Annotated in this window: 22 protein-coding genes and 1 tRNA gene; 8 read left to right on the top strand and 15 right to left on the bottom strand. The window is 58.5% G+C overall.

Going from position 1 to position 25,999, the window contains the following annotated elements; all coding sequences use genetic code 11:
- Positions 1 to 10: 10 nt before the first annotated feature.
- The 3 genes from ACR0AA_RS04430 to ACR0AA_RS04420 form a co-directional block, all read right to left on the bottom strand.
- Positions 11 to 925, bottom strand: a complete 915-nt coding sequence (locus ACR0AA_RS04430) for a carbohydrate ABC transporter permease (protein ID WP_480662350.1) — start codon at positions 923 to 925, stop codon at positions 11 to 13.
- A gap of 65 nt (positions 926 to 990) precedes the next feature.
- Positions 991 to 2,244 carry an ABC transporter substrate-binding protein gene (locus tag ACR0AA_RS04425; RefSeq protein ID WP_480662352.1) on the bottom strand — a complete coding sequence of 418 codons (1,254 nt, stop codon included), beginning with the start codon at positions 2,242 to 2,244 and terminating at the stop codon, positions 991 to 993.
- Between the two features lie 25 nt (positions 2,245 to 2,269).
- Entirely contained in the window at positions 2,270 to 3,157 is an 888-nt protein-coding gene (locus tag ACR0AA_RS04420; protein ID WP_480662354.1) for an N-acetylmuramic acid 6-phosphate etherase, read from the bottom strand.
- A 170-nt stretch (positions 3,158 to 3,327) separates the two neighbouring features.
- Between ACR0AA_RS04420 and ACR0AA_RS04415 the strand changes: the two genes are divergently transcribed.
- The 8 genes from ACR0AA_RS04415 (at position 3,328) to ACR0AA_RS04380 (ending at position 12,262) form a co-directional block, all read left to right on the top strand.
- Positions 3,328 to 4,203, top strand: coding sequence for a glucosamine kinase nucleotide-binding domain-containing protein (locus tag ACR0AA_RS04415; protein ID WP_480755517.1), 876 nt, complete (start codon positions 3,328 to 3,330; stop codon positions 4,201 to 4,203).
- The gene (locus ACR0AA_RS04410; protein ID WP_480755516.1) at positions 4,190 to 4,939 is read left to right on the top strand and encodes a GntR family transcriptional regulator; all 750 of its coding nucleotides are present in this window, start codon (positions 4,190 to 4,192) and stop codon (positions 4,937 to 4,939) included. The genes ACR0AA_RS04415 and ACR0AA_RS04410 overlap by 14 nt, the downstream gene beginning before the upstream one ends.
- 19 nt (positions 4,940 to 4,958) lie before the next feature.
- Entirely contained in the window at positions 4,959 to 5,987 is a 1,029-nt protein-coding gene (locus ACR0AA_RS04405; RefSeq protein ID WP_480662360.1) for an SIS domain-containing protein, read from the top strand.
- The gene (gene nagA / locus ACR0AA_RS04400) at positions 5,984 to 7,120 is read left to right on the top strand and encodes an N-acetylglucosamine-6-phosphate deacetylase (protein ID WP_480662362.1); all 1,137 of its coding nucleotides are present in this window, start codon (positions 5,984 to 5,986) and stop codon (positions 7,118 to 7,120) included. Before ACR0AA_RS04405 ends, nagA begins: the two co-directional genes overlap by 4 nt.
- Before the next feature lie 138 nt (positions 7,121 to 7,258).
- Positions 7,259 to 7,333 (top strand) — tRNA-Gly (locus tag ACR0AA_RS04395).
- A gap of 128 nt (positions 7,334 to 7,461) precedes the next feature.
- Positions 7,462 to 9,282: an ABC transporter transmembrane domain-containing protein gene (locus tag ACR0AA_RS04390; protein WP_480755515.1), complete on the top strand. Its 1,821-nt coding sequence runs from the start codon at positions 7,462 to 7,464 to the stop codon at positions 9,280 to 9,282.
- A 154-nt stretch (positions 9,283 to 9,436) separates the two neighbouring features.
- Entirely contained in the window at positions 9,437 to 11,326 is a 1,890-nt protein-coding gene (locus ACR0AA_RS04385) for an acyl-CoA synthetase (RefSeq protein WP_480755514.1), read from the top strand.
- 12 nt (positions 11,327 to 11,338) lie between these two features.
- Positions 11,339 to 12,262 (top strand): alpha/beta hydrolase, encoded by a 924-nt coding sequence (locus ACR0AA_RS04380; protein ID WP_480755513.1) that lies wholly within the window; start codon positions 11,339 to 11,341, stop codon positions 12,260 to 12,262.
- A gap of 4 nt (positions 12,263 to 12,266) precedes the next feature.
- Here ACR0AA_RS04380 and ACR0AA_RS04375 read toward each other — a convergent pair whose 3' ends face one another.
- The 12 genes from ACR0AA_RS04375 to ACR0AA_RS04320 form a co-directional block, all read right to left on the bottom strand.
- Entirely contained in the window at positions 12,267 to 13,103 is an 837-nt protein-coding gene (locus ACR0AA_RS04375) for an alkaline phosphatase family protein (protein ID WP_480755512.1), read from the bottom strand.
- Between the two features lie 151 nt (positions 13,104 to 13,254).
- Positions 13,255 to 14,892: an ABC transporter ATP-binding protein gene (locus ACR0AA_RS04370; protein WP_480662371.1), complete on the bottom strand. Its 1,638-nt coding sequence runs from the start codon at positions 14,890 to 14,892 to the stop codon at positions 13,255 to 13,257.
- Positions 14,889 to 15,704, bottom strand: coding sequence for an ABC transporter permease (locus ACR0AA_RS04365; protein WP_480662373.1), 816 nt, complete (start codon positions 15,702 to 15,704; stop codon positions 14,889 to 14,891). Before ACR0AA_RS04365 ends, ACR0AA_RS04370 begins: the two co-directional genes overlap by 4 nt.
- On the bottom strand, positions 15,701 to 16,657 hold the full coding sequence (locus ACR0AA_RS04360) for an ABC transporter permease (RefSeq protein ID WP_480662374.1): 957 nt from the start codon (positions 16,655 to 16,657) through the stop codon (positions 15,701 to 15,703). Before ACR0AA_RS04360 ends, ACR0AA_RS04365 begins: the two co-directional genes overlap by 4 nt.
- Positions 16,658 to 16,672: 15 nt before the next feature.
- Entirely contained in the window at positions 16,673 to 18,259 is a 1,587-nt protein-coding gene (locus ACR0AA_RS04355) for an ABC transporter substrate-binding protein (RefSeq protein WP_480662376.1), read from the bottom strand.
- Between the two features lie 125 nt (positions 18,260 to 18,384).
- Positions 18,385 to 20,379 carry a CocE/NonD family hydrolase gene (locus ACR0AA_RS04350; protein WP_480755511.1) on the bottom strand — a complete coding sequence of 665 codons (1,995 nt, stop codon included), beginning with the start codon at positions 20,377 to 20,379 and terminating at the stop codon, positions 18,385 to 18,387.
- A gap of 51 nt (positions 20,380 to 20,430) precedes the next feature.
- Positions 20,431 to 21,534, bottom strand: coding sequence for a glycerate kinase type-2 family protein (locus ACR0AA_RS04345; protein WP_480662380.1), 1,104 nt, complete (start codon positions 21,532 to 21,534; stop codon positions 20,431 to 20,433).
- Positions 21,534 to 21,971, bottom strand: a complete 438-nt coding sequence (dtd, locus tag ACR0AA_RS04340) for a D-aminoacyl-tRNA deacylase (RefSeq protein ID WP_480662382.1) — start codon at positions 21,969 to 21,971, stop codon at positions 21,534 to 21,536. The genes ACR0AA_RS04345 and dtd overlap by 1 nt, the downstream gene beginning before the upstream one ends.
- Positions 21,972 to 21,996: 25 nt before the next feature.
- Complete coding sequence (locus tag ACR0AA_RS04335; RefSeq protein WP_480662384.1) at positions 21,997 to 22,665, bottom strand: nitroreductase; 669 nt, start codon at positions 22,663 to 22,665, stop codon at positions 21,997 to 21,999.
- Positions 22,666 to 22,745: 80 nt separating this feature from the next.
- Positions 22,746 to 23,834, bottom strand: coding sequence for a TFIIB-type zinc finger domain-containing protein (locus ACR0AA_RS04330; protein WP_480662386.1), 1,089 nt, complete (start codon positions 23,832 to 23,834; stop codon positions 22,746 to 22,748).
- Between the two features lie 32 nt (positions 23,835 to 23,866).
- Entirely contained in the window at positions 23,867 to 25,015 is a 1,149-nt protein-coding gene (locus tag ACR0AA_RS04325; RefSeq protein WP_480755510.1) for an SPFH domain-containing protein, read from the bottom strand.
- 22 nt (positions 25,016 to 25,037) lie between these two features.
- The gene (locus ACR0AA_RS04320; RefSeq protein ID WP_480755509.1) at positions 25,038 to 25,994 is read right to left on the bottom strand and encodes a DUF2927 domain-containing protein; all 957 of its coding nucleotides are present in this window, start codon (positions 25,992 to 25,994) and stop codon (positions 25,038 to 25,040) included.
- Positions 25,995 to 25,999: the final 5 nt, after the last annotated feature.

Raw genomic sequence — 25,999 nt, 5'->3', positions numbered from 1 at the left:
CGCTTGACCCTCACAGTTGATACCGGCGCATCCGGGTCTGGATGCCGAACAGGTAGATACACACACCGACGAGGATGATGGCGAACATCGCCCCGGCGATTGCGGATCCCATATGCGGATCGCCCAGTTGCAACTGGAAGCCGAAGAATGTGCGATACATGAATGTGCCCAGAATGTCCGTCGAGAAATCGGGGCCAGCCAGCGCGCCTTGGGCCGCGTAGATCAGGTCAAACGCGTTGAAATTGCCAACGAAAGTCAGGATCGAGATGATCCCGATCGACGGTAGGATCAGCGGTAGTTTGATCTTCCAGAAGGCAGCAGCACCGGTGATGCCGTCAATCTCTCCGGCCTCAAGGATTTCTTCCGGGATGGTCAGCAGGGCGGCATAGATCAGCATCATCGGGATACCCACGAACTGCCAGACAGAGATCAGCGCCAGCGTGGTCAGCGCATATTCCTCTTTCCCCAGCCATGGCGCGTATAGCGACTTGAGCCCAATTGCATCCAGCATCGACGGGGCGATGCCCCAGATCGGGGAGAGGATCAGTTTCCATGCGAAGCCGACGATCACAAAACTCAGGATGGTGGGGATGAAGATCGCCGACCTATACAGCGCTGCAAACCGCAGGCGCGGGTGGCTGAGCAGGGCGGCCAGAGCGATTCCGATGGGGTTCTGAACCAGCATGTGAATCAGGAAGAACCAGAAGTTGTTTCCAAGGGCGTTCCAAAACTGTTCAGACCAGATGGGGTCGAAAAACAGCGTCTGAAAATTCTGCAATCCAACGAAGACGCGGTTCTGATCAATCTCGGTGTAAAGTGCCAGACGCAGTGTGTTGAACAGCGGAAAGATCATCACTGCCGTGTAGATCAAAACGGCCGGTGCAAGAAACACGACGATATGCCAGCGGAAGCGGGGGCGGTTCATGGGATCGCTTTCAAAGGGGTGTCGGGATTACCCGGGCGATCGTCGCCGCCCGGGTATGCCAAGATTTACTGATGCGGAGCATACCAGTTAGCTAGCCCGTCTTGCAGGCGCTGACCGGCGTCAGCAGGGCTTTCCGCGCCCCGAACGACGTTGGCCGATGCGTTCCACGTCTCAAGCTCAAGGTTGGGCTCGCCGCGCGACAGAATTTGATAGGTCGAGCGGATCGTCGATTCACACTCATCCCGCCAACCGACGAATTCCTTGGCCAAAGGGTCTTGCAAGTCGACCGGCGCATTCGACAGAGGGAAGAATCCGGGCAGGGCGTTGCCGAAAATTTCGGCAAATTCTGGGCTTGCGACCCACGCCAGGAACGTCTCTGCCGCTTCGCGGTTTTCTGTGGCGGCGTTCATGCCGATCCCGATATCTGTGTGGTCCGAGATGTAGCAGGTGTCACCCGCGTTGCGGACCGGCGGTTTGAACGCGCCCATCTCAAAATCGGCCTGGGCGTTGAAGCCCGAAATCTCCCAGCTGCCGGCTGGATAGATGGCGGCCCGGCCAAGCGTGAACAGGTTTTGACTGTCGGGGTAGGTCTGCGCTTCATACCCGTCCCCAAGGTAGTCTTTCCACTTCGCCAGGGTCTCGTAAGGCGCGACCCATTGTGGGTCAGTCAGTTTTTGCGACCCTTCGATCAATGCCAGACGACCTTCTTCGCCTTTCCAGTAATTCGGGCCGATGTTGTTATAGCCCATCGTGGCAGCTTCCCATTGGTCAGTAGTGCCCATGGCCATAGGAATGTAGGTGCCGTCTTGCTTGAATGTCTTGAGGGCGGCAAAAAACTCGTCTTCAGTCGTTGGGACCTCGACGCCCAATTCGTCGAACGCGTCTTTGTTGAAGATAAAGCCATGAATCACTGACGCCATCGGAACGCAGAATGTGGCCGCGCCGTCATCTGTCTGCCAAGCGGATTTGGCCACGTCCGAAAAGTTCGACATTGCATCCAATCCGGATAGATCGGCCAAGTGCCCTGCATCGTACAAGCCCAAAGACCGGTCAAACGGGCGGCACGTTATGATGTCCCCGGCGGAACCTGCTTCGAGCTTGGCGTTCAGAGCTGCGTCGTATTCCGTTGGAGCAAATGGAGAGAAAACCAGTTTGATCCCGGGATGTTTGGCTTCGAACGCCGGAATGATCTGTTCCTGCCAAAGTGTCAGATCGTCATTGCGCCAGCTTTCGATGGTCAGCGTCACGTCCTCGGCATAGGCGTTTGACGCCATCAGGGTCGTACCCAATAAGGCCAGTTTCAGGCTATTGCGTTTCATCGTTGTTCTCCCAGTTGGTTAGCAGTCAGTTGTCTTGGTCCAGCGCGGACCGGAGGACGCCTCCGTTTGCACGCAAAGCCGCCTTGGCATCCGTCAGCGTCATGCCTCGCGCTGCAATCAGCACCGCAGGTTTCACATCGCCATCGGCCACAGCCAGCGCGTTCCGGGCGGTTTCCGTGTCGACATTTGCGATCCGGGCGACGATGCCAGTTGCCCGCGCGCGCAGCTTGTCATTGTCAGCGCGCAGGTTGACCATCATTCCGTCGTGAACATGGCCCAATTGCAGCGCCATAAGAGACGACAACATGTTGAGTGCGATCTTCTGGGCCGTTCCCGCGCCCATCCGTGTCGAACCTGAGATCAGTTCCGGAGGCGTCGCCAGCAGAATGGGAATATCGGCATGCTCCAGCAAAGGGCTTCCTGCGTTATTGGCAATCCCGACAACGGTCGCGCCACGCGCCCGGGCGATGTTGCAGGCCGTCAGGGTGTAGGGGGTTGACCCGCTGGCAGACACTGCAATCACAGTGTCATTTGACTGCAGCTGAGTCAGCGCGCTTTCCAACCCGTCGGCCACGTCTTCTGCGCCTCCGGGCATTTCGACCCCTGTCGGCAGGCCACCAGCCATGTGAATGCGAAGTTGGCTCGCGGGGATCGAGAAGGTGCCGCCCAACTCTTGCGCATCGGCGGCGGCCATCAGGCCGGATGAACCCGCCGCCACGTAGTGCAGCGTACCGCCAGTACTGATCGTCTGCGCCATGGCTGAGCTTCCTTGCGCGATCGCCTCAAGCGCATTCCGCACTGCGGTTGCGGCGACGATCTGCCCTTCAGCCAGCGCTTTGGCTGATGCAAGCGGATCCCGCGAGACCAGCTTGATTGCGTCCGGATGCAGTTGTTCGGTCGACGGCAGCGACAAAAGAATCCCCTCCTTTGCGTTTCGTTTACAATACCTATTGAATACCACTTGTCCATATTTTTATTTTCCTCATATATTTTTAAGGGTTTAATTGAAAATAGCCAGAATGGGACCCGATTTCTCTAACTTCGTCCTTTCTAATTCGAAATAGGTATTATAATGGTATTGTCATGACTGAGTCTCTGAACAGCGCTGTGCTTGCCGTGGACGGGGGTGGAACCCGATGTCGTGTTGCTTGCGAAGTCAGTGGTATTATCCAATCTGTGGAAACTGGGGCTGCGAACGTCTCAACCGATTTCGATGCGTCAATCCGGCAGATCCAGGCGGGGTTTGCGCAGATGGCGCAAATGCTGGGTGTTGGGCAGCAGGACCTTGTGCGATTGCCCTCCTTTGTTGGCCTGGCCGGGGTCACCGACGACCGAATTGCCGGCCGAGTAGAGAAGGCTCTGGGTCTTGTCCGCGCGCGCGTTCAGGATGACCGACCAGCTGCACTGCGTGGCGCGCTGGGCGAGCAGGACGGTCTGATTGTGCATTGCGGCACTGGATCCTTCATCGCATCGCAGAAAGACAGCGTGATGCGTTTTGCCGGTGGTTGGGGGCCAGTTCTGGGGGATGAGGCATCGGCGCAGTGGGTCGGGCGGCGTGCGCTGGCGGAAACATTGAATGCGGTCGACGACGTTCAGGCTTCTTCCGCTCTGACGCAAGAGTTGATGGCGGAATTCGGCGGTGCGGCCGGGATTGTTGATTTCGCCGGGGGCGCCGCGCCGACGGAGTTCGGCGCTTTGGCCCCAAAGGTGACCTCTGCAGCGGTTTCCGGAGACGTTGTTGCCAGACGCGTCATGCACGCAGGCGCCGCATATGTCACTGAGATGGCCCATCGCCTTGGGTGGCGGCACCAGATGGCAATCTGTCTTACCGGCGGCATCGCGCCTCATTATGCAGAGTATCTGCCGGCTGACATGCAGTCTGCACTTCAACGCCCATTGGGTGAACCACTTGCCGGAGCGCTGGCGCTGGCGAAGGAGGTCCAAAATGAGCATCGCTGAATTTCTTCGTTCTGACTTATGGTTGACCCCGGAAAATGGTCCTCGATACGTGCAGTTGCGCCGCAGATTGCAGGAAGGCATCGACACAGGCGTACTTGCGCCAAACTCATCGCTTCCGTCCGAGCGGGAGCTCGTTGAGATCACGGAATTGTCCCGCGTGACCGTTCGTAAGGCGATTCAGGAGCTGGTGCAGGAAGGCGTGATTGAACAGCGACAGGGGTCAGGCTCGTTCATCCGGGAACGTGTGCCACGCGTCGAACAATCGCTGAAGCACCTGACGTCGTTTACCGAAGATATGTCGAGCCGCGGGATGCAGACCACCTCAAAATGGCTGGAACGCGGGGTATTTGCGCCAACAACCGAAGAGGTCACCGCGCTGAATTTGGCGGAAGGGGAACAGATATCCCGCATCTATCGACTGCGCGAAGCGGAAGGGCGTCCGCTGGCACTGGAGCGCGCCGCGTTGCCGCTGGATATTCTGCCGAACCCGATCGAAGTGACGACATCACTTTACGAAGTGCTCGAAGCTCTGGGGCATCGCCCGGTGCGTGCGGTGCAAAAGATCTCGGCGCTGAACCTCGCGGCGCGAGAAGCGGAGTTGCTGGAAGTCCCTGAAGGTGCAGCAGGTCTGAACATCGAGCGCATCTCATTTCTGAAAAACGGGCGGGTCGCGGAATTGACACGTTCGCTCTATCGCGGCGACGCCTACGATTTTGTCGCCGAATTGCGCCTATAACCGGAAGGACCGGGATCACATGTCCGAGAAAACATCGAAAATGCGTCAGGAAATTCTGGAGATCCCGGATGCCGTCGACAGATTGCTAAGCCAAGGTGCCGCCAATATCCAGAAAGCCGCGCAGAGCGTGCGGGATGCGGATCCACGCTTTCTAATCTCGGTTGCGCGCGGATCATCTGATCACGCCTGTACGTACCTCAAATATGCCAGCGAGCTGTTGTTGGGGCTGCCCGTTGCTTCGGTCGGGCCGTCTGTCAGTTCGCTCTATGGCGCCGAGTTGCGCGCAAAAGGGGCAGTTTGCCTGTCGGTATCCCAGTCTGGTCAAAGCCCGGATATCGTGGGCCTGACCCGGTCGTTGCGTGACACTGGAGCAACCACCATTGCGGTGACCAACAATACCGGCTCGAGACTGGCCGAGGTGGCAGACGCAGTTCTGCCCCTGCACGCGGGGCCAGAGCTGAGCGTGGCCGCGACAAAGACCTTTGTGACATCACTGGTGTCCGGGCTATGGCTTTTAGCCGAGATCAAAGGCGATGCCGAAATGACGGGCGCAATCCACACCTTGCCTGAATACCTGGCGCAGGCGACACAATGTGACTGGTCAGCTGCGGCTGACACGATCACCGGGCGCTCCCTGTTTACGCTTGGCCGGGGCCCGTCTTTCTCAATTTCCGGCGAAGCTGCGCTGAAGATCAAGGAAACCTGCCAAATCCATGCCGAAAGCTATTCGTCTGCCGAAGTGTTGCATGGTCCGGTCTCAATTGTCGAAGATGGATTCCCGGTGATCTCGTTTGCTGCTGGGGATGCCGCCGAACAGGCAACGGCCGAAGCCGCCGACGCGCTCGCGGAAAAGGGGGCGGCGGCCTTTGCTACAACAGACAAGGTAACGCGCGCTGTGGCCCTGCCGGTGGTTCGCACGGATCACTGGATTACCGACCCGATCACTGCCATTACGTCGTTTTACAGTATGGTCGAGGCCGTCGCTGGCGCGCGCGGGATCGACCCGGATGCGCCGCGGCACCTTAAGAAAGTGACAGAGACGGTATGACAGAGCGCAGCACGATCATTCGCAATGGGCCGATCTTCGATGGGGACCGGTTGCTGCACGACCACGCGATTGTTTTCCGTGAAGGGCAGGCAGGTCAGCTGCTGCCCGAGGGCGAGTTGTTCGAAAAAGGCGATACGATCGATCTAAACGGCGATATTCTAAGCCCCGGATACGTTGATCTTCAGGTTAACGGTGGCGATGGGATCATGTTCAATGGTGATCCTTCGGTTGAAACGATCCGCAGAATCGCCAGTGCTCACCGGCGGCTGGGTGTGGCATCCTTGCTGCCCACATTGATTACCGACAGCGCCGACAAAACCCGGGCGGCTATAGATGCCGCAATTCAGGCTATTCGGGAACAGGTTCCAGGGGTCGTCGGACTGCATCTGGAAGGGCCACATCTGTCAGTGGCTCGCAAAGGAGCCCACGACGCCGATCTGATCCGCCCGATGGACGCGGCGGACATGAAAGCGTTGATCGCCGCCTCTGACGCGCTTCCCCGCCTGAAGGTCACCGTGGCCCCTGAAAGTGTCTCGGAACAGCAGGTCCGGACGATGAGCGAAGCAGGTATTCTCGTATCTTTGGGGCATACCGATGCGGATTTCGAAACATGCCAGCGGTATGCCGCGGCCGGTGCCCGGTGCGTGACGCATTTGTTCAATGCGATGAGCCAACTGGGCAATCGCGAGCCGGGCTTGGTCGGTGCTGCACTGGCCAATGGGGGCCTGTCCGCAGGGCTGATCGCAGACGGCATCCATGTACACCCTGCCGCCATGCGAGCGGCCTGGGTAGGAAAAACCGCCCCGGGCCGAATTTTCCTGGTCAGCGACGCGATGGCCGTCGCGGGTACTGATCAGAGCGAATTCGATTTGGAGGGCCGCAGAATCACGCGCACCGATGGCAGGCTGACCTTGGCGGATGGGACATTGGCGGGTGCGGATCTCGACCTGACAACTGCTGTGGGCGTACTCGTCAACAAAGTCGGCGTACCGGTACAGGACGCATTGATTGCGGCCACCAGCTATCCGGCGCATCTGATCGGGTTGGCCCGGCCAGCAGCTTTGGAATACGGTTCAATGATCCGAATAGCAGCAAGTTTCGACGGGTGCGACTGGTTGCCGGATCAGGGCTGAGGCCACCGCAGGCGGGCGAAATGGCACCCCCGGACGCGTATGTGCCAGGGCAAAGTTATTGTTCGCGACGAAATTGAAATCTGCGTCCGAACTGCGCTTGACGGCATCTGACGCATCGCATAAACCAACCAACGCTGAGCGGGCGTCGTATACTGGCTATTACCTCAGCCTTCCAAGCTGATGAAGCGGGTTCGATTCCCGCCGCCCGCTCCAAGTCAGCCTCAAAATTCTGCGTCAAATGGCCCTTTTGGGCAGCCATTTTACCTGGTGCTTCTTGACCCCGGCTGCAGCGGTCGCCAAGAAGCCTACACTTTAGTGCGAACATGACGTAAGGGCCGAATATGGCAAACTCCGCCTCAGCCAATCCCAAGGGCAAACCCGCACCCGGCGCCACCGAAGAGCGCGCGGGCTCGCGGAAAATAGGCGTTTTGTCTTCACTCTGGCCGTTTATGAAGCCCTACCGTTTGCTGATGATGGGCGCGACATTTGCCTTGGTTCTGACAGCCAGCATGACGCTGACGCTGCCGCTTGCAGTGCGAAGGGTGGTCGACAATTTCCGCATCGAAGATGGTGAATTGTTGGACTGGTACTTTCTGGCGGCCTTGGTCATCGCTGCGGTTCTGGCAGTGGGGACGGGTATCCGCTATGCGTTGGTGACCCGGCTGGGTGAGCGTGTTGTGGCGGATATCCGCAAGGCCGTGTTTGACCGCGTCATCGGGATGAGCCCCGAGTTCTACGAACGGATCATGACCGGAGAGGTTCTTAGCCGTATCACTACGGACACGACGCTGATTCAATCCGTGCTGGGATCGTCGGTTTCCATTGCTCTACGAAATATGCTTTTGTTCGCGGGCGGGTTGGTCCTGATGCTGCTGACGTCGGCCAAGCTGACGGGCATGGTGCTGCTGCTGATTCCTGTTGTCGTGGTGCCAATCCTTGTGATGGGGCGTCGCCTGCGGGTACTCAGCCGCGAAAATCAGGACTGGATCGCGGCCTCGTCCGGCAACGCGGGCGAAGCGCTCGGCGCGGTGCAGACGGTTCAGGCCTTTACGCACGAACAGGCCAGCCGCAAGCAATTCGGAGACATGACAGAAACCTCATATGGAGTCTCGCTGCGGCGCATTCAGACGCGCGCGGTGATGACGGTCATCGTCATTTTCCTGGTGTTTTCGGGCATTGTCGGCGTTCTGTGGATGGGTGCGAATGACGTCCGCAACGGCGTGATGACCGAAGGTGTTCTGATTCAGTTCGTGATCTATTCGATTATCATGGCCGGCTCTGTCGCCGCCCTGTCCGAGATCTGGAGCGAGCTGCAACGCGCCGCAGGCGCGACCGAGCGGTTGGTGGAGTTGCTGAACGCGCAAGACACCGTGACTGATCCGGCCAAGGCAAAATCTTTGCCGACGCCGGTATGTGGCGAGATTCGCGTTGACGACGTCACTTTCCGCTATCCAGCGCGGCCGGATGTTGTAGCGCTGGATCATATGTCTCTGGCGATCAAACCCGGTGAGACCGTGGCTTTTGTCGGGCCGTCTGGGGCTGGCAAAACCACAGTCATCCAGATGATCCAGCGCTTCTATGATCCGGATTCAGGTCATGTCAGCCTCGATGGTGTCGATCTGCGCGACCTCGATCGTTCGGATTTCCGGCAGCACATGGCGCTGGTGCCGCAGGACCCGATCATCTTTGCGGCCTCGGCCCGTGAAAACATCCGGTTTGGTCGATTGGATGCAACAGACGCCGAAGTCGAAGCCGCGGCCCGTGCGGCTGCTGCTGACGAGTTCATCTCGAAACTGCCCGAAGGGTATGACAGTTTTGTCGGTGAGCGCGGCGTGATGTTGTCAGGCGGTCAGAAACAACGTATTGCCATTGCCCGCGCGATCCTGCGCGACGCGCCGGTTCTGTTGCTGGATGAGGCGACTTCGGCTCTGGACGCCGAAAGCGAACGCGCGGTGCAGGGCGCCGTCGATCAGATGCGCGCCGGTCGGACCACGCTGATCGTGGCGCACCGTCTGGCGACCGTCAAAAAGGCGGATCGGATCGTGGTGATGGAGGCCGGTCAGATCGTGGCGCAGGGCACCCATGAGGATCTGGTTGTTCAGGATGGTCTGTATGCCCGCCTGGCGCGCCTGCAATTCACCGATGGCGTCGCAGCTGAATAGCCTGACGTCGCGGAAGTCAGTTTCACGCCGCTGCGTAATTCTACAATTTTGGGCGTGGCCCCTCTAACCCGTCGCTTGCAGTTGCGGGGTTTTGCTTCCATCTTGTCATGGAAAAAACCGCGCAAGACGTGGGAGAATAAAAGGGAGGAGCCACATGGCCTTTGTGGGTTTGGAAGACAAGGCAAGAATTGAGCAGGAAATGTCGTGGGAGGATCGGGATGTTCCGGTCACCTTCCATCAGTTGCTGTCGCGTACGGCCAGCAAGTTTCCGAACAGTAATGCGGTCAGCTTTCAATTGTTGTCGGGCCCGACGGACAAGGCCGAAACTCTGACTTGGTCGCAACTGTTGGGCAAGGTCAATCAGGCCGCGAACCTGTTCCGGTCATTGGGCATCGGTGAAAAGGATGTGGTGGCCTACGTGCTGCCCAACTGTAACGAGACGCTGGTTACTTTGATGGGTGGTGCGGTTGCTGGCATCGTGAACCCGATCAACCCGCTGCTGGAACCTGAACAGATCGCCGCAATTCTGCGCGAAACCGGCGCCAAAGTGGTCGTTACGCTCAAGTCGTTCCCCAAAACGGATGTGGCGCAAAAGGTCGAAGAGGCGGTTCGCCATGCGCCAAATGTCAAAACCATCCTCGAGATTGACCTCAACCGCTATCTGACGCCGCCAAAATCCTGGCTGGTGCCGTTCCTGCGTCCCAAAATGGGCGACAAGGAACATCTGGCGCATGCGGACTACAAGAACTTCAACAAGGAATTGGCCAAGCAGCCGACGACTTTGACGTTTGAGGACAGCAAAGAAGATCGCGTTGCCTGCTATTTCCACACTGGCGGTACGACCGGCATGCCGAAGGTTGCGCAGCACAAATACTCGGGCCTGATCTACAATGGCTGGCTCGGCCACACGCTGCTGTTCTCGGAAGAAGACGTGATCATGTGCCCGCTGCCCATGTTCCACGTGTTTGCGGTGCATGTGATCATGATGGCCGCGGTGTCGTCCGGCGCACATGTGGTCTTCCCGACACCGGCGGGATATCGCGGCGACGGCGTGTTCGACAATTTCTGGAAGCTGATCGAACGCTGGAAGGTGACTTTCATCATCACCGTTCCCACGGCGATTGCGGCCAAGATGCAGCGCCCGGTGGATGCGGATATCTCAAGCGTGAAGACGGCATTCTCCGGCTCGGCGCCTTTGCCAGTCGAATTGTTCCGGCGATTTGAAGAAGCAACAGGCGTGACCATCGTGGAAGGCTATGGCCTGACCGAAGCCACCTGTCTGGTGTCCTGCAACCCGGTGGACGGGGAAAAGAAGATCGGCTCGATCGGTATTCCGTTCCCCTATACGGACGTGAAAATTCTGCAGGATGGCCCGGACGGTCCAGTAGAATGCGCCGCGGATGAGATCGGTGAGATCTGCATCTCGAACCCCGGCGTCTACGCGGGCAATACCTATACCGAAGCGGATAAGAACGTCGATCTGTACCACTTCGACAAGTACCTGCGCACGGGCGATCTGGGGCGGTTTGACGAGGACGGCTATCTTTGGATCACTGGCCGCGCCAAGGACCTGATCATCCGTGGAGGTCACAACATCGACCCGGCCGAGATCGAAGAGGCCCTGCTGGGGCACGACGCCGTGGCCTTTGCCGGTGCTATCGGTCAGCCCGACGCCTACTCGGGCGAGGTGCCTTGCGCCTTTGTCGAACTGGTCGAGGGCGCTTCGGTGACCGAGAAGGAACTGATGGACTATTGCGGCGTGCATGTTCACGAACGAGCGGCGCAACCCAAGCATATGACCATTCTAGACGAGCTGCCCAAGACCGCCGTCGGTAAGGTCTTTAAGCCAGAGCTTCGCAAACAGGCGATCACGCGCATCTACAATGGCGCGCTGGAAGAGGCGGGTCTTGACGCGCGGGTGGTGCTGGTCATCGACGATAAGAAGCGCGGGCTTGTTGCACAGCTTGACGCGAAGGGTTCCTCGGAGGACGATGTCAGCAAGGTGCTGGGATCGTTCACCCGGCCATGGGAGTGGGCTGCCTGACTGGGAGGGAACATGGATTATGAACGTCTGATTGATGAAGAAACTTGGGCGTTCATAAAACGAACGGCTGAAAGCTATCCGGATAATGCGGTCGATCTTTCGATCGAGGATCAGCGTCGTGTGTATGACACGATGTGTGCGGACTTTCGCCAGCCCCGCCCACAAGGGGTAGAAACTGAGGACAGGCAGGCAAATGGCGTGCCTGTCCGCGTCTACATCGCGGGCCAGCCAACGCGAACCGTCATCTATTTCCACGGTGGTGGATTTGTTGTTGGCGGTCTGAACAGCCACGATGACGTCTGCGCAGAGATCTGCGCGCAGACCGGGTATCGGGTCGTCGCCGTGGATTACCGCCTGTGTCCGGAGCATGTCCATCCCGCGCAGTTTCAGGACAGCTGGACTGCGACGAAGTGGGTGGTCGAGGAATTCGGCGATCCAATCGTCCTTGCAGGCGACAGCGCTGGGGGCAATCTAGCCGCCGCCGTGGCGCATCATGGCCGAGGACAACTAAAAAACGTGCTGGGGCAGGTTCTGATTTACCCCGGTTTGGGTGGCGACAGCACGAAGGGTTCGTATATCGAACACGCACACGCACCGCTTTTGACGCTGGATGAGATCCTTTTCTACGAAAAAGTGCGATGCGGCGGCAATGTTCCGAAAGACGACCCGACCTTTGCACCGCTGCACGACGTTGACTTCTCGGGGCTTCCGCCGACCGTAGTCGTCACCGCCGATTGCGACCCGCTGCGTGATGACGGACCCAGCTATTGCGACCACATCGCCGCTGCGGGCGGACAGGCGCATTGGATCAACGAACCAGGCCTCGTCCACGGTTATCTGCGCGCGCGTATTTCTGTGAAACGCGCGGCAGACAGTTTTGAGCGGATCTCAGTCGCCATTGAGGCGTTAGGCCAGCAGATCTGGCCCTACGATTAACCCGTCATTTCAGGAAAGGCGCGGCTTTCATGGTCTCGGCAATGGGTGCGCCCATGCGGTTCAAGATTGTAGGCGCAAGCTGTAGCTGGTCGATCACTGTGTCGACCTCGGGACCTACTGCATCTCCGAAGTAATACAGCGCCGTTTCCTGTTGCAGCGGGCCGCGTCCGCCGTGGTGGCCGCGCTCGTCCTGCCCGTGGTCGGCGGTCACGATGACCTCATAGCCTAACTGCCGCCAGCGCGGAATGAAGGGGGCCAGCATCTCGTCCATGACAAAGCAGGCATGGTCCATCTCTTCACAATCATGGAAGAACCGGTGCCCCATACTGTCCAGCGTGCACGTGTGCAGAATACCGTAATCCAGCCCAAAACGAAGACACAGGTTGGTCAGCGTGCCGAACAGGTCGACGTCTGAAGGGGTCATCTGATTGGCCTTGCCGTAGCCGGTCATGCTGTGGAACCGACCGTGGTTGATGGTCGCGCTGTCGGGCTCGTCATATTCAATGTCGCGGACGTAGTCGAAAGGATGGCGGTTGAAGAATTGCGACCAATAGCTGTGCGTTACCGCGCCAGTAACACCACCAGCTTCACGCACCTGGCTGAAGACGTCCTTGTGGCTCAGTCGAAAGACGTTGCCGTTGCCGGTACAGCCGTGCTCCTGGGGAGTGACGCCGGTGTGGATCGAGGCATAGCAACTGGCCGATGTAGACGGCAGAACAGCGCGCAGTTTCCAGACCCGCGCTTCGCCGCTGTCAACCCAGCCTTCGAGATTGCCAAACAGGCGCCGAAAATTGCGCCACGGAACACCATCCAGGATGATGAGGAGTAGTTTGCGGTCCATGTCATTGGCCTTTTGACTAGATATTTCTGGCGACCCTAGGGGATTCGCGATCAGGGGTCTGCCCGTTCGCGCCCCCAATAGCAAAATCCCGACACCTGTCATCGAACAAGGTGCCGGGATTTTGATTCTTCATCGAATTGTCACGAAGCGATCAGTTGCCCGCGCTCTCCATTTTGCGATGGGCGACGACCTCTTCCAGCCAGCCCAGATGCATTTCGGGAACCGAGCTGAGCAGCAGGTCGGTATAGTCGTCGAACGGCGGGCTCAGCACCTCGCTTTTCGAACCATAGCGAACCACGCGGCCCTGATACATCACCGCGATGCTGTCGCTGATCGCGCGGACCGTCGCCAGATCGTGGGTGATGAACAGATAGGCCACGTCCTCGATCTTTTGCAGGTCCAGCAGCAGCTTCAGGATGCCGTCCGCAACCAATGGATCAAGCGCCGAGGTGACCTCATCGCAGATGATCATCTTGGGCTTGGCCGCCAGAGACCGGGCGATGCAGACACGCTGTTTCTGACCACCGGACAGTTCGGCCGGATAGCGGTCGATGAACTTTTCGCCCAACTCGATCTCATCCAGCAGCTCAATGATCCGCTTGCGCTTCTCAGCACCACGCATGTTGAAGTAGAACTCCAGCGGTCGCCCTATGATCGTACCAACGGTCTGACGCGGGTTCATCGCCACGTCAGCCATCTGGTAAATCATCTGCAACTCTCGCAGGTCTTCGCGGGATCGGCCTTTCAGATCACCACTGAGCTTGCGCCCGGCGAAGGTAATCTCACCATCGCGCGGCGGCAGCAGACCGGTGATCACACGCGCCAGCGTCGATTTGCCCGAGCCGGATTCGCCCACAACCGCCAGCGTCTGCCCCGGATGAAGCTCGACATTGACGTTGTGAAGCACGTCGAAATTCAGTCCCTTGTAGCGTGCGGTGATGCCGTCCACGCTGAGCACCGGTTCTGGTGTGGGCTTCTTTTCTTCGTGTTCGATCGAGCGGACCGAGACCAGCGCTTGCGTGTACTCTTCTTGCGGGTTGTTGATGATCTGATCGGTGTGACCGTATTCGACCGTGTTCCCCATCCGAAGAACCATGATGTCGTCGCTCACCTGAGCCACAACAGCAAGGTCGTGCGTGATGTAGAGCGCTGCAACGCCGGTATCGGCAATGGCCTCTTTGATCGCCATCAGAACGTCGATCTGGGTGGTCACGTCCAGCGCCGTGGTGGGTTCGTCGAACACCACCAGATCGGGTTCCGGACATAGCGCCAGCGCGGTCATGCAGCGCTGCAGCTGCCCACCCGAGACCTGGTGCGGATAGCGATCACCGATATTGTCCGGATCGGGCAGACCCAGCTTGGCGAACAGTTCGCGTGCGCGCCCCTCGGCCTCTTTGCGGCTGAACTTCTTCTGTTCAACCGCAGCCTCGATCACCTGATCCATGATCTTCTTGGCCGGGTTGAAAGACGCAGCAGCGGATTGAGACACGTACGTAACCTCACCTCCGCGCAGTTTTCGGATATCTCTGTGCGACGTCTTGAGGATATCGCGCCCATTGACCCAAACCTCGCCGCCGGTGATTTTCACACCACCTCGGCCATAAGCCATCGAAGCCAGACCGATGGTAGACTTGCCTGCACCGGATTCACCGATCAAACCCAGCACCTTGCCGCGCTCGAGGTCAAAGCTGACCCCGTGCACGATTTCGATGTCATGGGGTTTTTCACCTGGCGGGTAGACGGTCGCGCCGATTTTGAGGTCGCGGACCTTGAGAAGGGTATCACTCATCCCCGGCCTCCTTTCAGCGATGTGGTACGGTTCAGAACCCAGTCAGCCACAAGATTGACCGAGATGGCCAGCGTCGCGATGGCCACTGCGGGGTACAGAGCCGCGCCGATCCCATAAACGATACCGTCCTTGTTTTCCTTCACGATGCCGCCCCAGTCCGCCAGCGGCGGCTGAACGCCCAGACCCAAGAACGACAGAGTTGAGACAAACAGAACCATGAAGATGAACCGCAGGCCAAGTTCAGCGACCAGCGGCGACAATGCGTTGGGCAGGATTTCCCGGAAGATGATCCACGATTGTCCTTCGCCACGCAGCTTTGCGGCTTCGACATAGTCCATCACGGCGATATCCACGGCCACAGCACGAGCCAGACGATAAACGCGAGTTGAGTCCAGCAAACCCATGACGATGATCAGGACGGGCACGGTGACAGGCACCATAGCCAGAACGACCAGCGCGAAGATCAGCGTCGGGATCGACATGATAAGGTCCACCGCACGGGACATGACCTGATCCGCCCATCCGCCAAGAACGGCGGCCAGAAACCCAAGGATCGAACCTGTTACAAAGCTAAGGATGGTGGCAGCAGTGGCAATAAAGATCGTCGTGCGCCCGCCATAGATCATGCGGCTGAGAAGGTCGCGGCCAATGTTGTCAGTGCCCAGCCAAAATTGCGAGCTGGACGGCTCCCACACATCGCCAACGACTTCGGCCATGCCGTATGGGGCCAGCAGAGGCGCAAAAATCGCGATGATGAAGTACAGGGCTGTGAATGCCAGCCCGATCATTGCAGAGATTGGGATATTCTTCATTTCGGATGCCTCAGCCTTGGGTTGGCCAGAATGGCAACGATGTCCGCAATCATGTTCAGTCCGATATAGATGGCGGCGAAGATCACGCCGCAAGCCAGCACCACCGGCACGTCACGTTTGGTCACGTGATCAACCAGATACTGCCCCATGCCGGGATAGACGAACACCACCTCAACCACGACGACGCCAACGACCAGATAGGCCAGGTTCAGCATCACTACGTTAACGATGGGCGCGACCGCGTTGGGGAAAGCATGGCGGTAAATGACCTGAAAATTGCTCAGACCTTTCAGTTCGGCCGTTTCCACATAGGCCGACTGCATCACGTTCAGAATTGCGGCGCGGGTCATGCGCATCATATGCGCCAGAACGACCAGCGTCAGCACGATGACCGGCAAAGCGATCGAGTTCAGCTTTTGCCCGAAGGACATGCTGTCGTTGATCATCGCAAGAGGCGAGAACATGCCCAGCTTAACGGCAATGAAATAGACCAGAACGTAACCGATCAGGAATTCGGGTATGGAAATCGTGGTCAGGGTAACAGCTGAAATCAGCTTGTCCGGCCAGCGATTGCGATAGCGGACGGCCAGAAGGCCGAGAAAGATGGCAAGCGGAACCGATACGACAGCGGCCCAGAACGCCAGAAACAGAGTGTTGCCCAGACGATTGCCGATCGAGTCTGCAATATCCAGTTTGTTGGTCAGTGACTGACCCAGATCGCCCTGCAGAATGCCGCCCAGCCATTCGAAATAGCGGGTCAAAGCGGGACGGTTGAGGCCCATTTCCTCGCGCAGGTTTGCCAGCGCCTCGGGGGTTGCAGCTTGACCCAGGACCGCTTGCGCAGCGTCCCCGGGCAGGGCTTCAGTGAGGCCGAAAATCAGAGCCGATGCACCGAAGAGAAGAAGGAGTCCCAGCGCAAGGCGCTGGGAAACCAGTTTGATGATTGGATGCATTAACTGTGGGCCCTATCAGGAGAACCACATTTTGCGGGACATGTTGCCATTCATCATCTCTTGGGTCGGGTCGCTCTCCCAACCTTCGAGCTGATTGGTGACGCCCTCGACAAAGTCGTTGAACATCGGGCAGATCAGACCACCCTGATCGCGGACCATCATGCCCATCTTGCTGTAGATGTCCTTACGTTTGTCGTTGTCCAGTTCGGCGCGTGCCGCGAACAGCATTTCGTCGAATTCCGGAATCTTGAAGCGGGTGTCGTTCCAGTCGGCAGTCGACAGGTACGCGGTCGCGTACATCTGGTCTTGCACCGGACGGCCGCCCCAATAGGAGGCGCAGAATGGCTGAACGTTCCAGACTTCGGACCAGTAACCGTCGTTGGGCTCACGTTTGATCTCCAGCGGGATACCGGCCTGAGCGGCGCTTTGCTGGAACAGAGCTGCGGCATCCACAGCACCTGGGAAGGCACCATCTGCCACACGCAGGATGATCGGCGACCCGTCATGACCCGACTTCTGGTAATGCTCCGCCGCTTTTTCAAGGCTGAACTCGCGCTGCGGGATTGAGCCGTCAAATAGCGGGTATGCCGCATTGATTGGCATGTCGTTGCCAATCGTGCCGTACCCGCGCAGAACCTTGTCGACCAAGTCCTGACGGTTGATTGCGTGTTTCAGCGCCAGACGTAGTTCGTTGTTGTCGAACGGCGCGGTGTCGCAGTGCATGATGAACACGTAGTGCCCGCGACCTGCAGTCGAATGCACAGTCAGGTTCGGTGCGCGGCCCAGCAGATCGGCAACCTTTGGTTCAACGCGGTTGATCGCGTGAACCTGACCAGATTGCAGTGCGGCAGTACGCGCGGTCGCATCGTTAATGACGATCACTTCGACACTGTCGAAGTTGCCGAAATCGGGGTTCCAGTGGTTTTCAAACTTTGTGTAGAGGTGACGTACACCGGGCTCGTTTACTTCTACCTTGTATGGTCCAGTGCCGATACCCGCACCCGGATCGTCCATGCCGCCGTCCGGTTGAATGATCAGGTGGTAATCGGCCATCAGATAGGGAAGGTCAGCGTTCGGTTCAGTCAGAGTGACTTGGAAGTTGTCGCCATCGGCCTTCATCGACTCAATGCCCTTCATGATGCCCAGGGCACCGGACTTGGAGTCTTCGTTCGAGTGGCGTTGCATGGTCTTCAGCACGTCTTCGCTGGTCATGGTTTTGCCGTTGTGGAACTCGACGCCCTGGCGCAGCTTGAACGTCCAGACCTTGGCGTCCGCGCTGCCTTCGACGGCTTCCGCGAGGCGCGGTTCGATCGACCCGTCGGGTGCAACCTCCACAAGCTGGTCCCCGAACTGTTTACCGTTCTGGAAAGGAACCGAGCTTGCGTAAGTTGCCGGGTCCAGCGAGTTGGTTGATTCACCACCCTGCAAGCCGAACTTCAGGTCGCCGCCCTTTTTGGGGCCAGCCGCACGCGCTGCATCGGCAAACATGGTGCTGGCCATCGCCGCCGACACACCCAGAGCCGCAGCTTTCCCCATGAATTCGCGACGGGTGAGTTTGCCCGCTGTGACCTGACCGGCCATGTGAGTGAGTTGTTCGTTCATTTATTGGTCTCCCAGTTGATTGGATTACAGCCCTTGTCGGACTTTTTTATTGACGCATGAGTCAAGGTAGGCGCATTTCGGTCTGCCGAGCAAGGACAAATGTCTGACCTTTGCCAACCAAAATATCACATCTGGTTGCGTTGAACGGTGTCCTCCGTTTGCTTGGAAAATACCAAAGTTCCGTTTTCAAAGGCACTTATTTTCGCCTGCAAATAAAAGTTGTCCCGGTCGGACCACATTTCACAGGACGTTTCGGTGTGCAGGTCAATTCCGTCCCGGCTGATTTCCTGCGTCCAGTGGCAATACCCTCGGGCGGATAGCGGGTCATCCGGATGAATGGTCCAGCGTTCATATGCAGTCCCGCCATGGGTCAAACCGTGGTGGTCGTCAGTGACAAGACCAAAGTCGTCTTCGATGACAAGACTGGTTTCACCCGAGTTCATATCGGTTTCCACACGCCGCGAATTGCTGCTGTCGCGCAATGTCGTGGCCTCGCGCGGGGTTTCGGATTCGGGCGGTTGGAACACATGCTCGTCTCCGCCCGGTGTCGCCCGGTTGGGGATCGAAATCTCGCCGCTCGTCAAATGTAACTCGACAGGTTTTGGCGAAGGCCAGATCAATGGCCAGTACGCGCTGGAAACCGCAACGCGCAGGCGATGCCCTTTGGGAACGCGATAGGCGATGTGATCCAGGTTCAGTGTAACTTCATAAGGTTTTCCGGGCTCCAGCGGAGTTGGATTCGCGTGACCGCCACGATGCGACAGGTTCAAGACGCCATAGGTAATCCGGGTCGCTGCGCCGTCCGGGTGGACGTGGTTCAGCCGCACCGCGATCTGCGCCTGTGGCCGGTCAGCGCTGACCTTCAACCGAATGCGTGGCGCGCCAACGATGTCCAAATCTTCGGACAAAGGCGAACCATCGAAACAAGCGGACAACGCATCGTCTGCGCGCTGATCCCCCGGCATGTCAGGACCCAGCCAAATGGCGCAATACTCCCCTCCGTCCATTCCGCAGGTCTGGGGGGAGCGTACGCGCCTGTTCAGTGATCCATCCCGGCCAAGCCTGTCATCCGACAGGGCCAGTTTTAGGTCGGCCAGATGTGACGTTGCCCCAGTCTGTTCGGCAATCCAGCGCCCGGGTCTTTCTGCATACCACCGCTGCGGGCGGACCCCGTCCATCAGATAGGCTCGATAGTCGGGATCGTTCTCAACGCCCGTGTCCAAACCTTTCAACCAGTGATCCCACCAGCGCAGCGCTTCTTGCAAGAAACCGATTCGTGGTTCGGGAACAGCAAAGTGCGGATACTTATGGACCCACGGGCCGACGATACCCTTCACCGGGGCATCAAGCTGTTCAACCAACGACGGCACAGTGTTCTTATAGGCATCGCCCCAACCGCCAACGGCCAGGGTCGCCGCGCGGATCGCGCTGAAGTCTTCGCAGATCGAGCCATGTTGCCAATAGGCATCCCGTGTCTGATGGCGCAGCCAGACCGACGGCAGGAAGGGTTCGTTTTCAAGACGCTCAAGCCACAGCTCACGCCAGTTCGGGCGCAGCGCCGGATCGGGGGCTCGGGACGAATAGGACCACATGGTCGCGCCCCAGCCTAGATTTTCGTTCAGCAGACAACCGCCCTTATAGTGGATGTCGTCCGCATATCGGTCGGCCGTTGAACACAGTGTAATGATTGCTTTCAATGGGGCCGGTTGAAGGGCCGCAACCTGCAGCGCGTTGAAACCACCCCAACTGATTCCCATCATGCCAACCGCCCCGGAACACCACGTCTGTTCGGCCAGCCATCGAATTGTCGACACGGCATCATCCAGCTCTTGCTGGGTATATTCATCCTCCATCATCCCTTCGCTGTCGCCATTACCGCGCATGTCTACGCGAATGCAGGCATAGCCGCGTTTGGCAAACCAGGGATGGGTCAGAGCATCGCGCGGCGCCGTGCCGTCACGTTTGCGGTAGGGGAGGAACTCAAGAATGGCCGGAACGGGATTTTCGTCGGCGTCAACCGGGCGCCAGACGCGTGCTGAAAGTTGACACCCATCCGGCATCACTATGCCGACATCCGGTAAATCTTCGATATCGCATAGCGAATTGGGCGAGCGCGTCATTCTAAGAGTGTCTCGGTCTTTTTCGCTTTGGTATGCGTGAAAATCGTCAAATCAACGCCTTAATGCGACAACAAGGTCCATCACATTCGTTCCGGTGGGTCCTGTAACCAACAATGCGCCAGCAGCGTCCAGAAAACTACCGCTGTCAGCACGTTGCAGGGCACGCTCGGCTCCATCGCCCCAGGTCGCACCGTCAACCACCGCTCCGGCTGCATTGGTCGGGCCATCGGTACCATCAGTTCCACCGACGACCACGGTCAGCTCCGAAACTCCGGCGATTTCACGGGCCAGCGCCAGCGCAAGTGCTTGGTTGCGTCCACCGCGACCCGGGTTGTCCGGCAGGACCACTGTTGGTTCACCGCCGAAAACCATGGCGCCGGGTTCCATGTCTCGTAGCCGTTGCCCCAGCGCCGTGGCGACCCGCTTGACATCATCGTGCAAGCACTCTTCATCAGCCAGCACCTGAAAACCTTGGGCGCGTGCAAGATCGACCGCGGCAGAGCGCGCATGAGCGTTGGACGCGACGATCTGGGTCGTCGCCTCAAACTCATGTGTTTCAGGTAGAGCACCAATGCCGGACCCGATGACATTCAGATCATCACCCGGAACGTCTGAAATCGCCAGAACGGTCGCTTTTGCCCCCCCAAAATGTGACAGAAGCCCGCCGCCCTTGATCCGCGACAGCTTGCGGCGTTCCGCATTCATCGCAGTGATGTCCAGACCCTCGGCCAGAAGCCGTTTGTTCAAATGTTCCAGATCGGCCAGAGTTTTTTCCGGAAGCAAATCCTCAGCCAGCGAGGATGCACCGCCCGACACCAGCAGCAAAACGTGCGAACCGGGTGGCATGGCCTCAATCGTCTCGCGCAGGGCGCGGCCACCGTCGAGGCTGCGCACGTCGGGCACAGGGTGGGAGGCTTCGATCACTTCCACGTTTTCCGGCAAGTCGCGGCCATGATCGTCCTTGGTCACGACCAGTGTCGGGCGTGGCCCAAAATGTTCCAATGCCGCGCGGGCCATGGCTGCTGCCGCTTTACCGACTGCCAGGATTTGGTCCGGTGCCGGGATGTCGTCCAGAACAGCCTTCGTGGCCCTCTGTCCGTCAACCGCGTTTACCCCGGCTTGCCAGATGCGGATTGCCTGTTGCCTTTGATCCATCAACTTTCCACCCAAATCGTAACCGGCCCGTCATTGACCAATTCCACTGCCATATCAGCCCCGAACTCACCGGTTTCGACCGGTACGCCTTTGTCCTGCAGCCGCTGCGAAAACACCTCGTAAAGGTGCTTGCCCTGATCCGGGGGGGCTGCTTCGGAAAAGCCGGGTCTGTTCCCGCGAGAGGTATCGGCGGCGAGTGTAAACTGACTGATCACCAAAGCCGAGCCGCCGACATCTACGACAGATAGGTTCATCTTTCCGGCATCATCCTTGAAAATTCGCAGTTTTGAGACCTTGGCCGCAAGTTGGTCGGCCTTGTGTTCGTCGTCACCCTGCATGGCGCAGACCAGGATCATCAAGCCTGGGCCAGTTTGCCCGATCTGGTTTCCGCCGACCGAGACGTTGGCCCGAGACACCCTTTGTAAAACTGCGCGCAAATTTGTTCTCCGTTTGATGACATGATTAACCCAGCCAGCTGGCAATCTCGCCCAGATCAGCGCGGCTGGTCCGAAACCCATTCGCCGGATGGTCTGCATCTGAGTAACCGAAAGATATTGCGCACAATATCAAACGGTCGTCTGGAATGCCGAAATACCGGTGCAGGAATTTGCCATAGCTGGCCACAGCGGCCTGAGGGATCGTGGCAATGCCCAAGGCTTGTGCTGCCAGCGTGAAGGCCATGACAAACCCACCGCAATCCATTGCACCATAAGACCCGAGGTCTTTAGGGCTTGAGACGATTGCGCAATGGGGGGCGCCGAAAAGGTTGAAGTTTTCAAGCATTTGCCTGGTTGAGCCTGTCCGGTCGCCGCGTTCGACGCCAACGGCCTCATACAGCGCCCAGCCGCATTCGCGTCGACGCGCCTGATAGACGCCATTATACGCAGTCGGGAACGGCAAGTCCGGTTCTGGAGCGCCGATCGCGACCTCATTCTGCAATGCCTTTCGGAACACGTCGGTCTCGCTACCACTGGTAATCACGATGTTCCAAGGCTGCGCATTGCACCAGCTTGGCGCACGCGATGCGCAGGTCAAAATCTGCTCGATCTGGGCCTTCGGCACGGGGTCAGGGCGAAAAGCGCGACAGGAATGCCGCTCGGTCAGCAATCGATCCAGATCTGATGGCGTCATGCTGTCCTCCCCTTCGTGTTGACGAGGCGGAGGATGACGTGAGGTTCCGGGATGTTCAAGCGTTTAAACGGAAACAGTGTTTACTGCTGACCGGTAGCCATAAGATAGCCAACACCCGCCGCGACCAACAGTCCAAGAACCACTGCGATGGTGATTTTGATTGCGGACCACGGGCGCTCACCCTGAACTCGACCTGTTCTGCCATTCACAACAAAACGATAAGTTGCGCCGCGATATTTGTATGCAGCCATCCAGACAGGCAACAAGACATGCTTGAAAGTCACGTTCCGCACATCTGTGTCGATCGCATGAATACGTTGCCTGTCACCACCGATATCAAACCGCACGTCCCGTTCGATCACGCGAGCCATGTGCCCACGGGCCTCGGCGTATCCGTCCTGCAACTCAACTGTGTAAGCCTCAGCCCGGAACCCTGCCAGGTATTCGGGCTGATATGGTTCCAGCGCAGCCAAATCCCACGGCTCCAACGCGTCCGTATAGCTTTTGGGTAAGGACCGAGATGCCAGCACCAGCACATCATCAAAAAACCGCGCAACCCGGCCGGATTTTGGGGACCACCGCACTTTGGCCACACGCTGCTGCATTGGCTTGCCGTCGCGCATGACCGTTCGGGTTTCGTAATAAACCGTGCCACGTTCGCCCTGATAGCTGGACTGCGTATCCGCATCGAAGGTCCAGTAGGGGACATATATCCCCTGCATCTTGCGGCCCTTGCGGGCATATTCCTTCAAACCGTTCGGCGCGAACCAAAGCTTGCCAAGCCAATCCGACATCGCCTTGTGGGCCGAACGCTCGTCCAATGCAAAGGGCAGAACGCCCTTGGGTTTTATATGCCGATTAACGCCAGTTTCAGTGACAACGGGCGTAGCGCAGAACGGGCATTCCGCCGCGTGGGTGTTTGGGTCGAATTCTACCTGAGCCGCGCAGTTCGGACAGGACAGAACGCGGGTTTCTTCAATTTCACCTTCGGGCAGCTTGTCTTGCAGCGCTGCATTGAAATCCAGCTCTTTCAAACTGGCGCCGCCCCATGGGCTGGTACCGATAGTTTCCGAATGCCCGCAATGGTCGCAGGTCAGCGTGCCATCGCCGGGGTTGAACCGGTAATCCGCGCCGCATTGATCGCAGGGAAAGCGGTGTTCGTCGGTCATTGCTGAGCCTTGGTCATCCATTTATGCCAAAATCAGGCACCCGGCGGAGGCGGAGGCAGGATCGTGAACAGTTGGGCCAGTTCCCGCACGTCCCCGGCCTTCTTCCAGCCATCCTGACCGGCGGTCCAGACATGGGTATCGCGCGTGATCTCGCCCTCGGTCGCCATGCGCCCCATCTTTGCCTTCGAGAACGGGCCGCTGGTTTGTCCATCCACCGCGATATGCCAGACATGCTCGACCGGGGGAGGGGGAGGCGGTGCCGCATGCGCTGGTGGTTGCGGGGCAGCGGGGGCGGGCGCTCCCCACGGGCCGCTCGGTTGACCCGCTGCCATGTTCGACATCTGCTGCGCCATCGCCATGCCCATACCCATGCCAAGTCCGGCACCCATGCCACCCCCCTGACCGGGGTTATTGGCAGCGGCGGTCATCGCTTCGGCTGCGGAATATTGCGTGAACTTGCCCAGATCGCCAGCCAGCCCCATTGAGGTGCGCTTGTCCAGCGCGGCCTCGACGGCGGGCGGCAGAGAGATATTCTCGATATAGAACTCGGGCATCTCCAGCCCATAGCCTTCCAGCACTGGCGAGACTTCGGCGGCGATCAGCTTGCCCAGATCGGCGGTGTTGGCCGCCATGTCCAGAACCGGGATACCAGAACCTGCGATTACGCGGCTGAACTCCTGCACGATGATGTTGCGGATCTGAAAGCTGATCTCATCCATGGTGAATTCGCCATCTGTGCCGACGATTTCGATCAGGAACTTCGCGGGATCCTTGACCTTGACCGTATAGGTGCCGAAGGCGCGGATGCGAGTAGGCCCAAATTCGGGGTCCCGCAGCATGATCGGGTTCTTGGTGCCCCATTTCAGATCGTTGAAACGGGTCGTGTTGACGAAATAGATCTCGGATTTGAACGGCGACTGAAACCCGTGGTCCCAGTGCTGCAGCGTCGTCAGGATCGGCATGTTGTTGGTCTCAAGCATATAGAGACCCGGCGTGAAAACGTCCGCCAGTTGCCCTTCATGGACAAAGACCGCAGCCTGACCTTCGCGCACAGTCAGCTTGGCGCCGTATTTGATCGCGTGGCCCTCACGTTCGAAGCGCCAGACCATGGTATCGCGGGTGTCGTCGACCCAGTGGATGACGTCGATGAATTCTCCGGTCAGAAAATCGAAAATGCCCATTGGGGTTCTCCTCTTCCGGGGCTCAGAGCGGCTGGCCCATCAGTTCACGTGCAATGATCCGCACCACGGGGCGGGCGTTGTCGACCGAAACACCGGTTTCCAAGCGCGGATCGTACAACATTGTCAGTAGTTTTTCGTCATGGCTGGTCAGCAGCGCAAACTCGTCATCGTCGTTGAAGATCGACGGACGTGCAGCCGGGCTGTCGTTGGACAGCCCCAACCCCTGAGCTATCTCCTCGTGAATGCAACTGCGACGCAGCAGATCTGGCAGTTCAGACCGGATCAGGGTCACGGCCCGAACGTATTTATTTGGGGCCGAGCTGTTGCCCAGAGCAAAAACAAAGCAATCGATGTCGGAGCGCGGGTTTGCCACAAGATCCAGAGAATCCTGGCTGATATTCGGGATCAACTGTTTCAACCGGCTAACCACGTAGACGCTATCGTCCTTGCCCGCAAAGAAGACATAAAAATTAGCCCGTCGGCTGACCACCGAAATCGGGTGCCCTGTCACTCTGGCCAGTCTTGCGGAATACGATTCCACCTCGGCCACGTCCTGCGTGCGGGTGGCCGGCAGGACAGAAGGGCCAAATTCGGTTTGGACCCGCACAGGCCCCGCCCAACGGCTCAGCTGCCCGTCCGTTTGGCGGGACGCAACGGCCACCGCATGGTCGGGGTATTCGCTGTAAAAGGCAATCGCCTCAAAATTTCGGGCCAGATCGTCTGCGTCGTAGGGGGTGTCCGGACCACCTCCGTCTGTGCGTAACAGTCCTCTTGTCAGCAAGTCACGTTCGACCCGTTCATAAAACCGCGTCAAATCCTGACTGGCGGCTGACGGCGGGACATAAGCGTTTGGCTCAGGCGCAGGTGCGACAGGACGCTGTTCCGGAACAACGGATGACGTCAGTGCCTCATCGCAATTGGCCAAAGCCAGCAGCGATACAAGCGCCAACGCGGGTTTAAGTGCACTCGAAAATCGCACGCCCA

The organism is Ruegeria sp. CE8 (assembly GCF_056537465.1).
The sequence above is the reverse complement of the archived record's forward strand: the minus strand, read 5'-3'. Positions and strand labels throughout refer to the sequence as shown.

Bases quoted from the DNA above. Each gene is read 5' to 3' on its own strand.
- ACR0AA_RS04390 (WP_480755515.1), top strand. From the start codon at position 7,462: ATGGCAAACTCCGCCTCAGCCAATCCCAAGGGCAAACCCGCACCCGGC.
- ACR0AA_RS04405 (WP_480662360.1), top strand. From the start codon at position 4,959: ATGTCCGAGAAAACATCGAAAATGCGTCAGGAAATTCTGGAGATCCCG.
- ACR0AA_RS04415 (WP_480755517.1), top strand. From the start codon at position 3,328: ATGACTGAGTCTCTGAACAGCGCTGTGCTTGCCGTGGACGGGGGTGGA.
- ACR0AA_RS04410 (WP_480755516.1), top strand. From the start codon at position 4,190: ATGAGCATCGCTGAATTTCTTCGTTCTGACTTATGGTTGACCCCGGAA.
- ACR0AA_RS04430 (WP_480662350.1), bottom strand. From the start codon at position 925: ATGAACCGCCCCCGCTTCCGCTGGCATATCGTCGTGTTTCTTGCACCG.
- ACR0AA_RS04335 (WP_480662384.1), bottom strand. From the start codon at position 22,665: ATGACGCCATCAGATCTGGATCGATTGCTGACCGAGCGGCATTCCTGT.
- ACR0AA_RS04325 (WP_480755510.1), bottom strand. From the start codon at position 25,015: ATGGGCATTTTCGATTTTCTGACCGGAGAATTCATCGACGTCATCCAC.
- ACR0AA_RS04350 (WP_480755511.1), bottom strand. From the start codon at position 20,379: ATGACGCGCTCGCCCAATTCGCTATGCGATATCGAAGATTTACCGGAT.
- ACR0AA_RS04375 (WP_480755512.1), bottom strand. From the start codon at position 13,103: ATGGACCGCAAACTACTCCTCATCATCCTGGATGGTGTTCCGTGGCGC.
- nagA (WP_480662362.1), top strand. From the start codon at position 5,984: ATGACAGAGCGCAGCACGATCATTCGCAATGGGCCGATCTTCGATGGG.
- ACR0AA_RS04385 (WP_480755514.1), top strand. From the start codon at position 9,437: ATGGCCTTTGTGGGTTTGGAAGACAAGGCAAGAATTGAGCAGGAAATG.
- ACR0AA_RS04360 (WP_480662374.1), bottom strand. From the start codon at position 16,657: ATGCATCCAATCATCAAACTGGTTTCCCAGCGCCTTGCGCTGGGACTC.
- ACR0AA_RS04330 (WP_480662386.1), bottom strand. From the start codon at position 23,834: ATGACCGACGAACACCGCTTTCCCTGCGATCAATGCGGCGCGGATTAC.
- ACR0AA_RS04380 (WP_480755513.1), top strand. From the start codon at position 11,339: ATGGATTATGAACGTCTGATTGATGAAGAAACTTGGGCGTTCATAAAA.
- ACR0AA_RS04365 (WP_480662373.1), bottom strand. From the start codon at position 15,704: ATGAAGAATATCCCAATCTCTGCAATGATCGGGCTGGCATTCACAGCC.
- ACR0AA_RS04345 (WP_480662380.1), bottom strand. From the start codon at position 21,534: ATGGATCAAAGGCAACAGGCAATCCGCATCTGGCAAGCCGGGGTAAAC.
- ACR0AA_RS04370 (WP_480662371.1), bottom strand. From the start codon at position 14,892: ATGAGTGATACCCTTCTCAAGGTCCGCGACCTCAAAATCGGCGCGACC.
- ACR0AA_RS04355 (WP_480662376.1), bottom strand. From the start codon at position 18,259: ATGAACGAACAACTCACTCACATGGCCGGTCAGGTCACAGCGGGCAAA.
- ACR0AA_RS04425 (WP_480662352.1), bottom strand. From the start codon at position 2,244: ATGAAACGCAATAGCCTGAAACTGGCCTTATTGGGTACGACCCTGATG.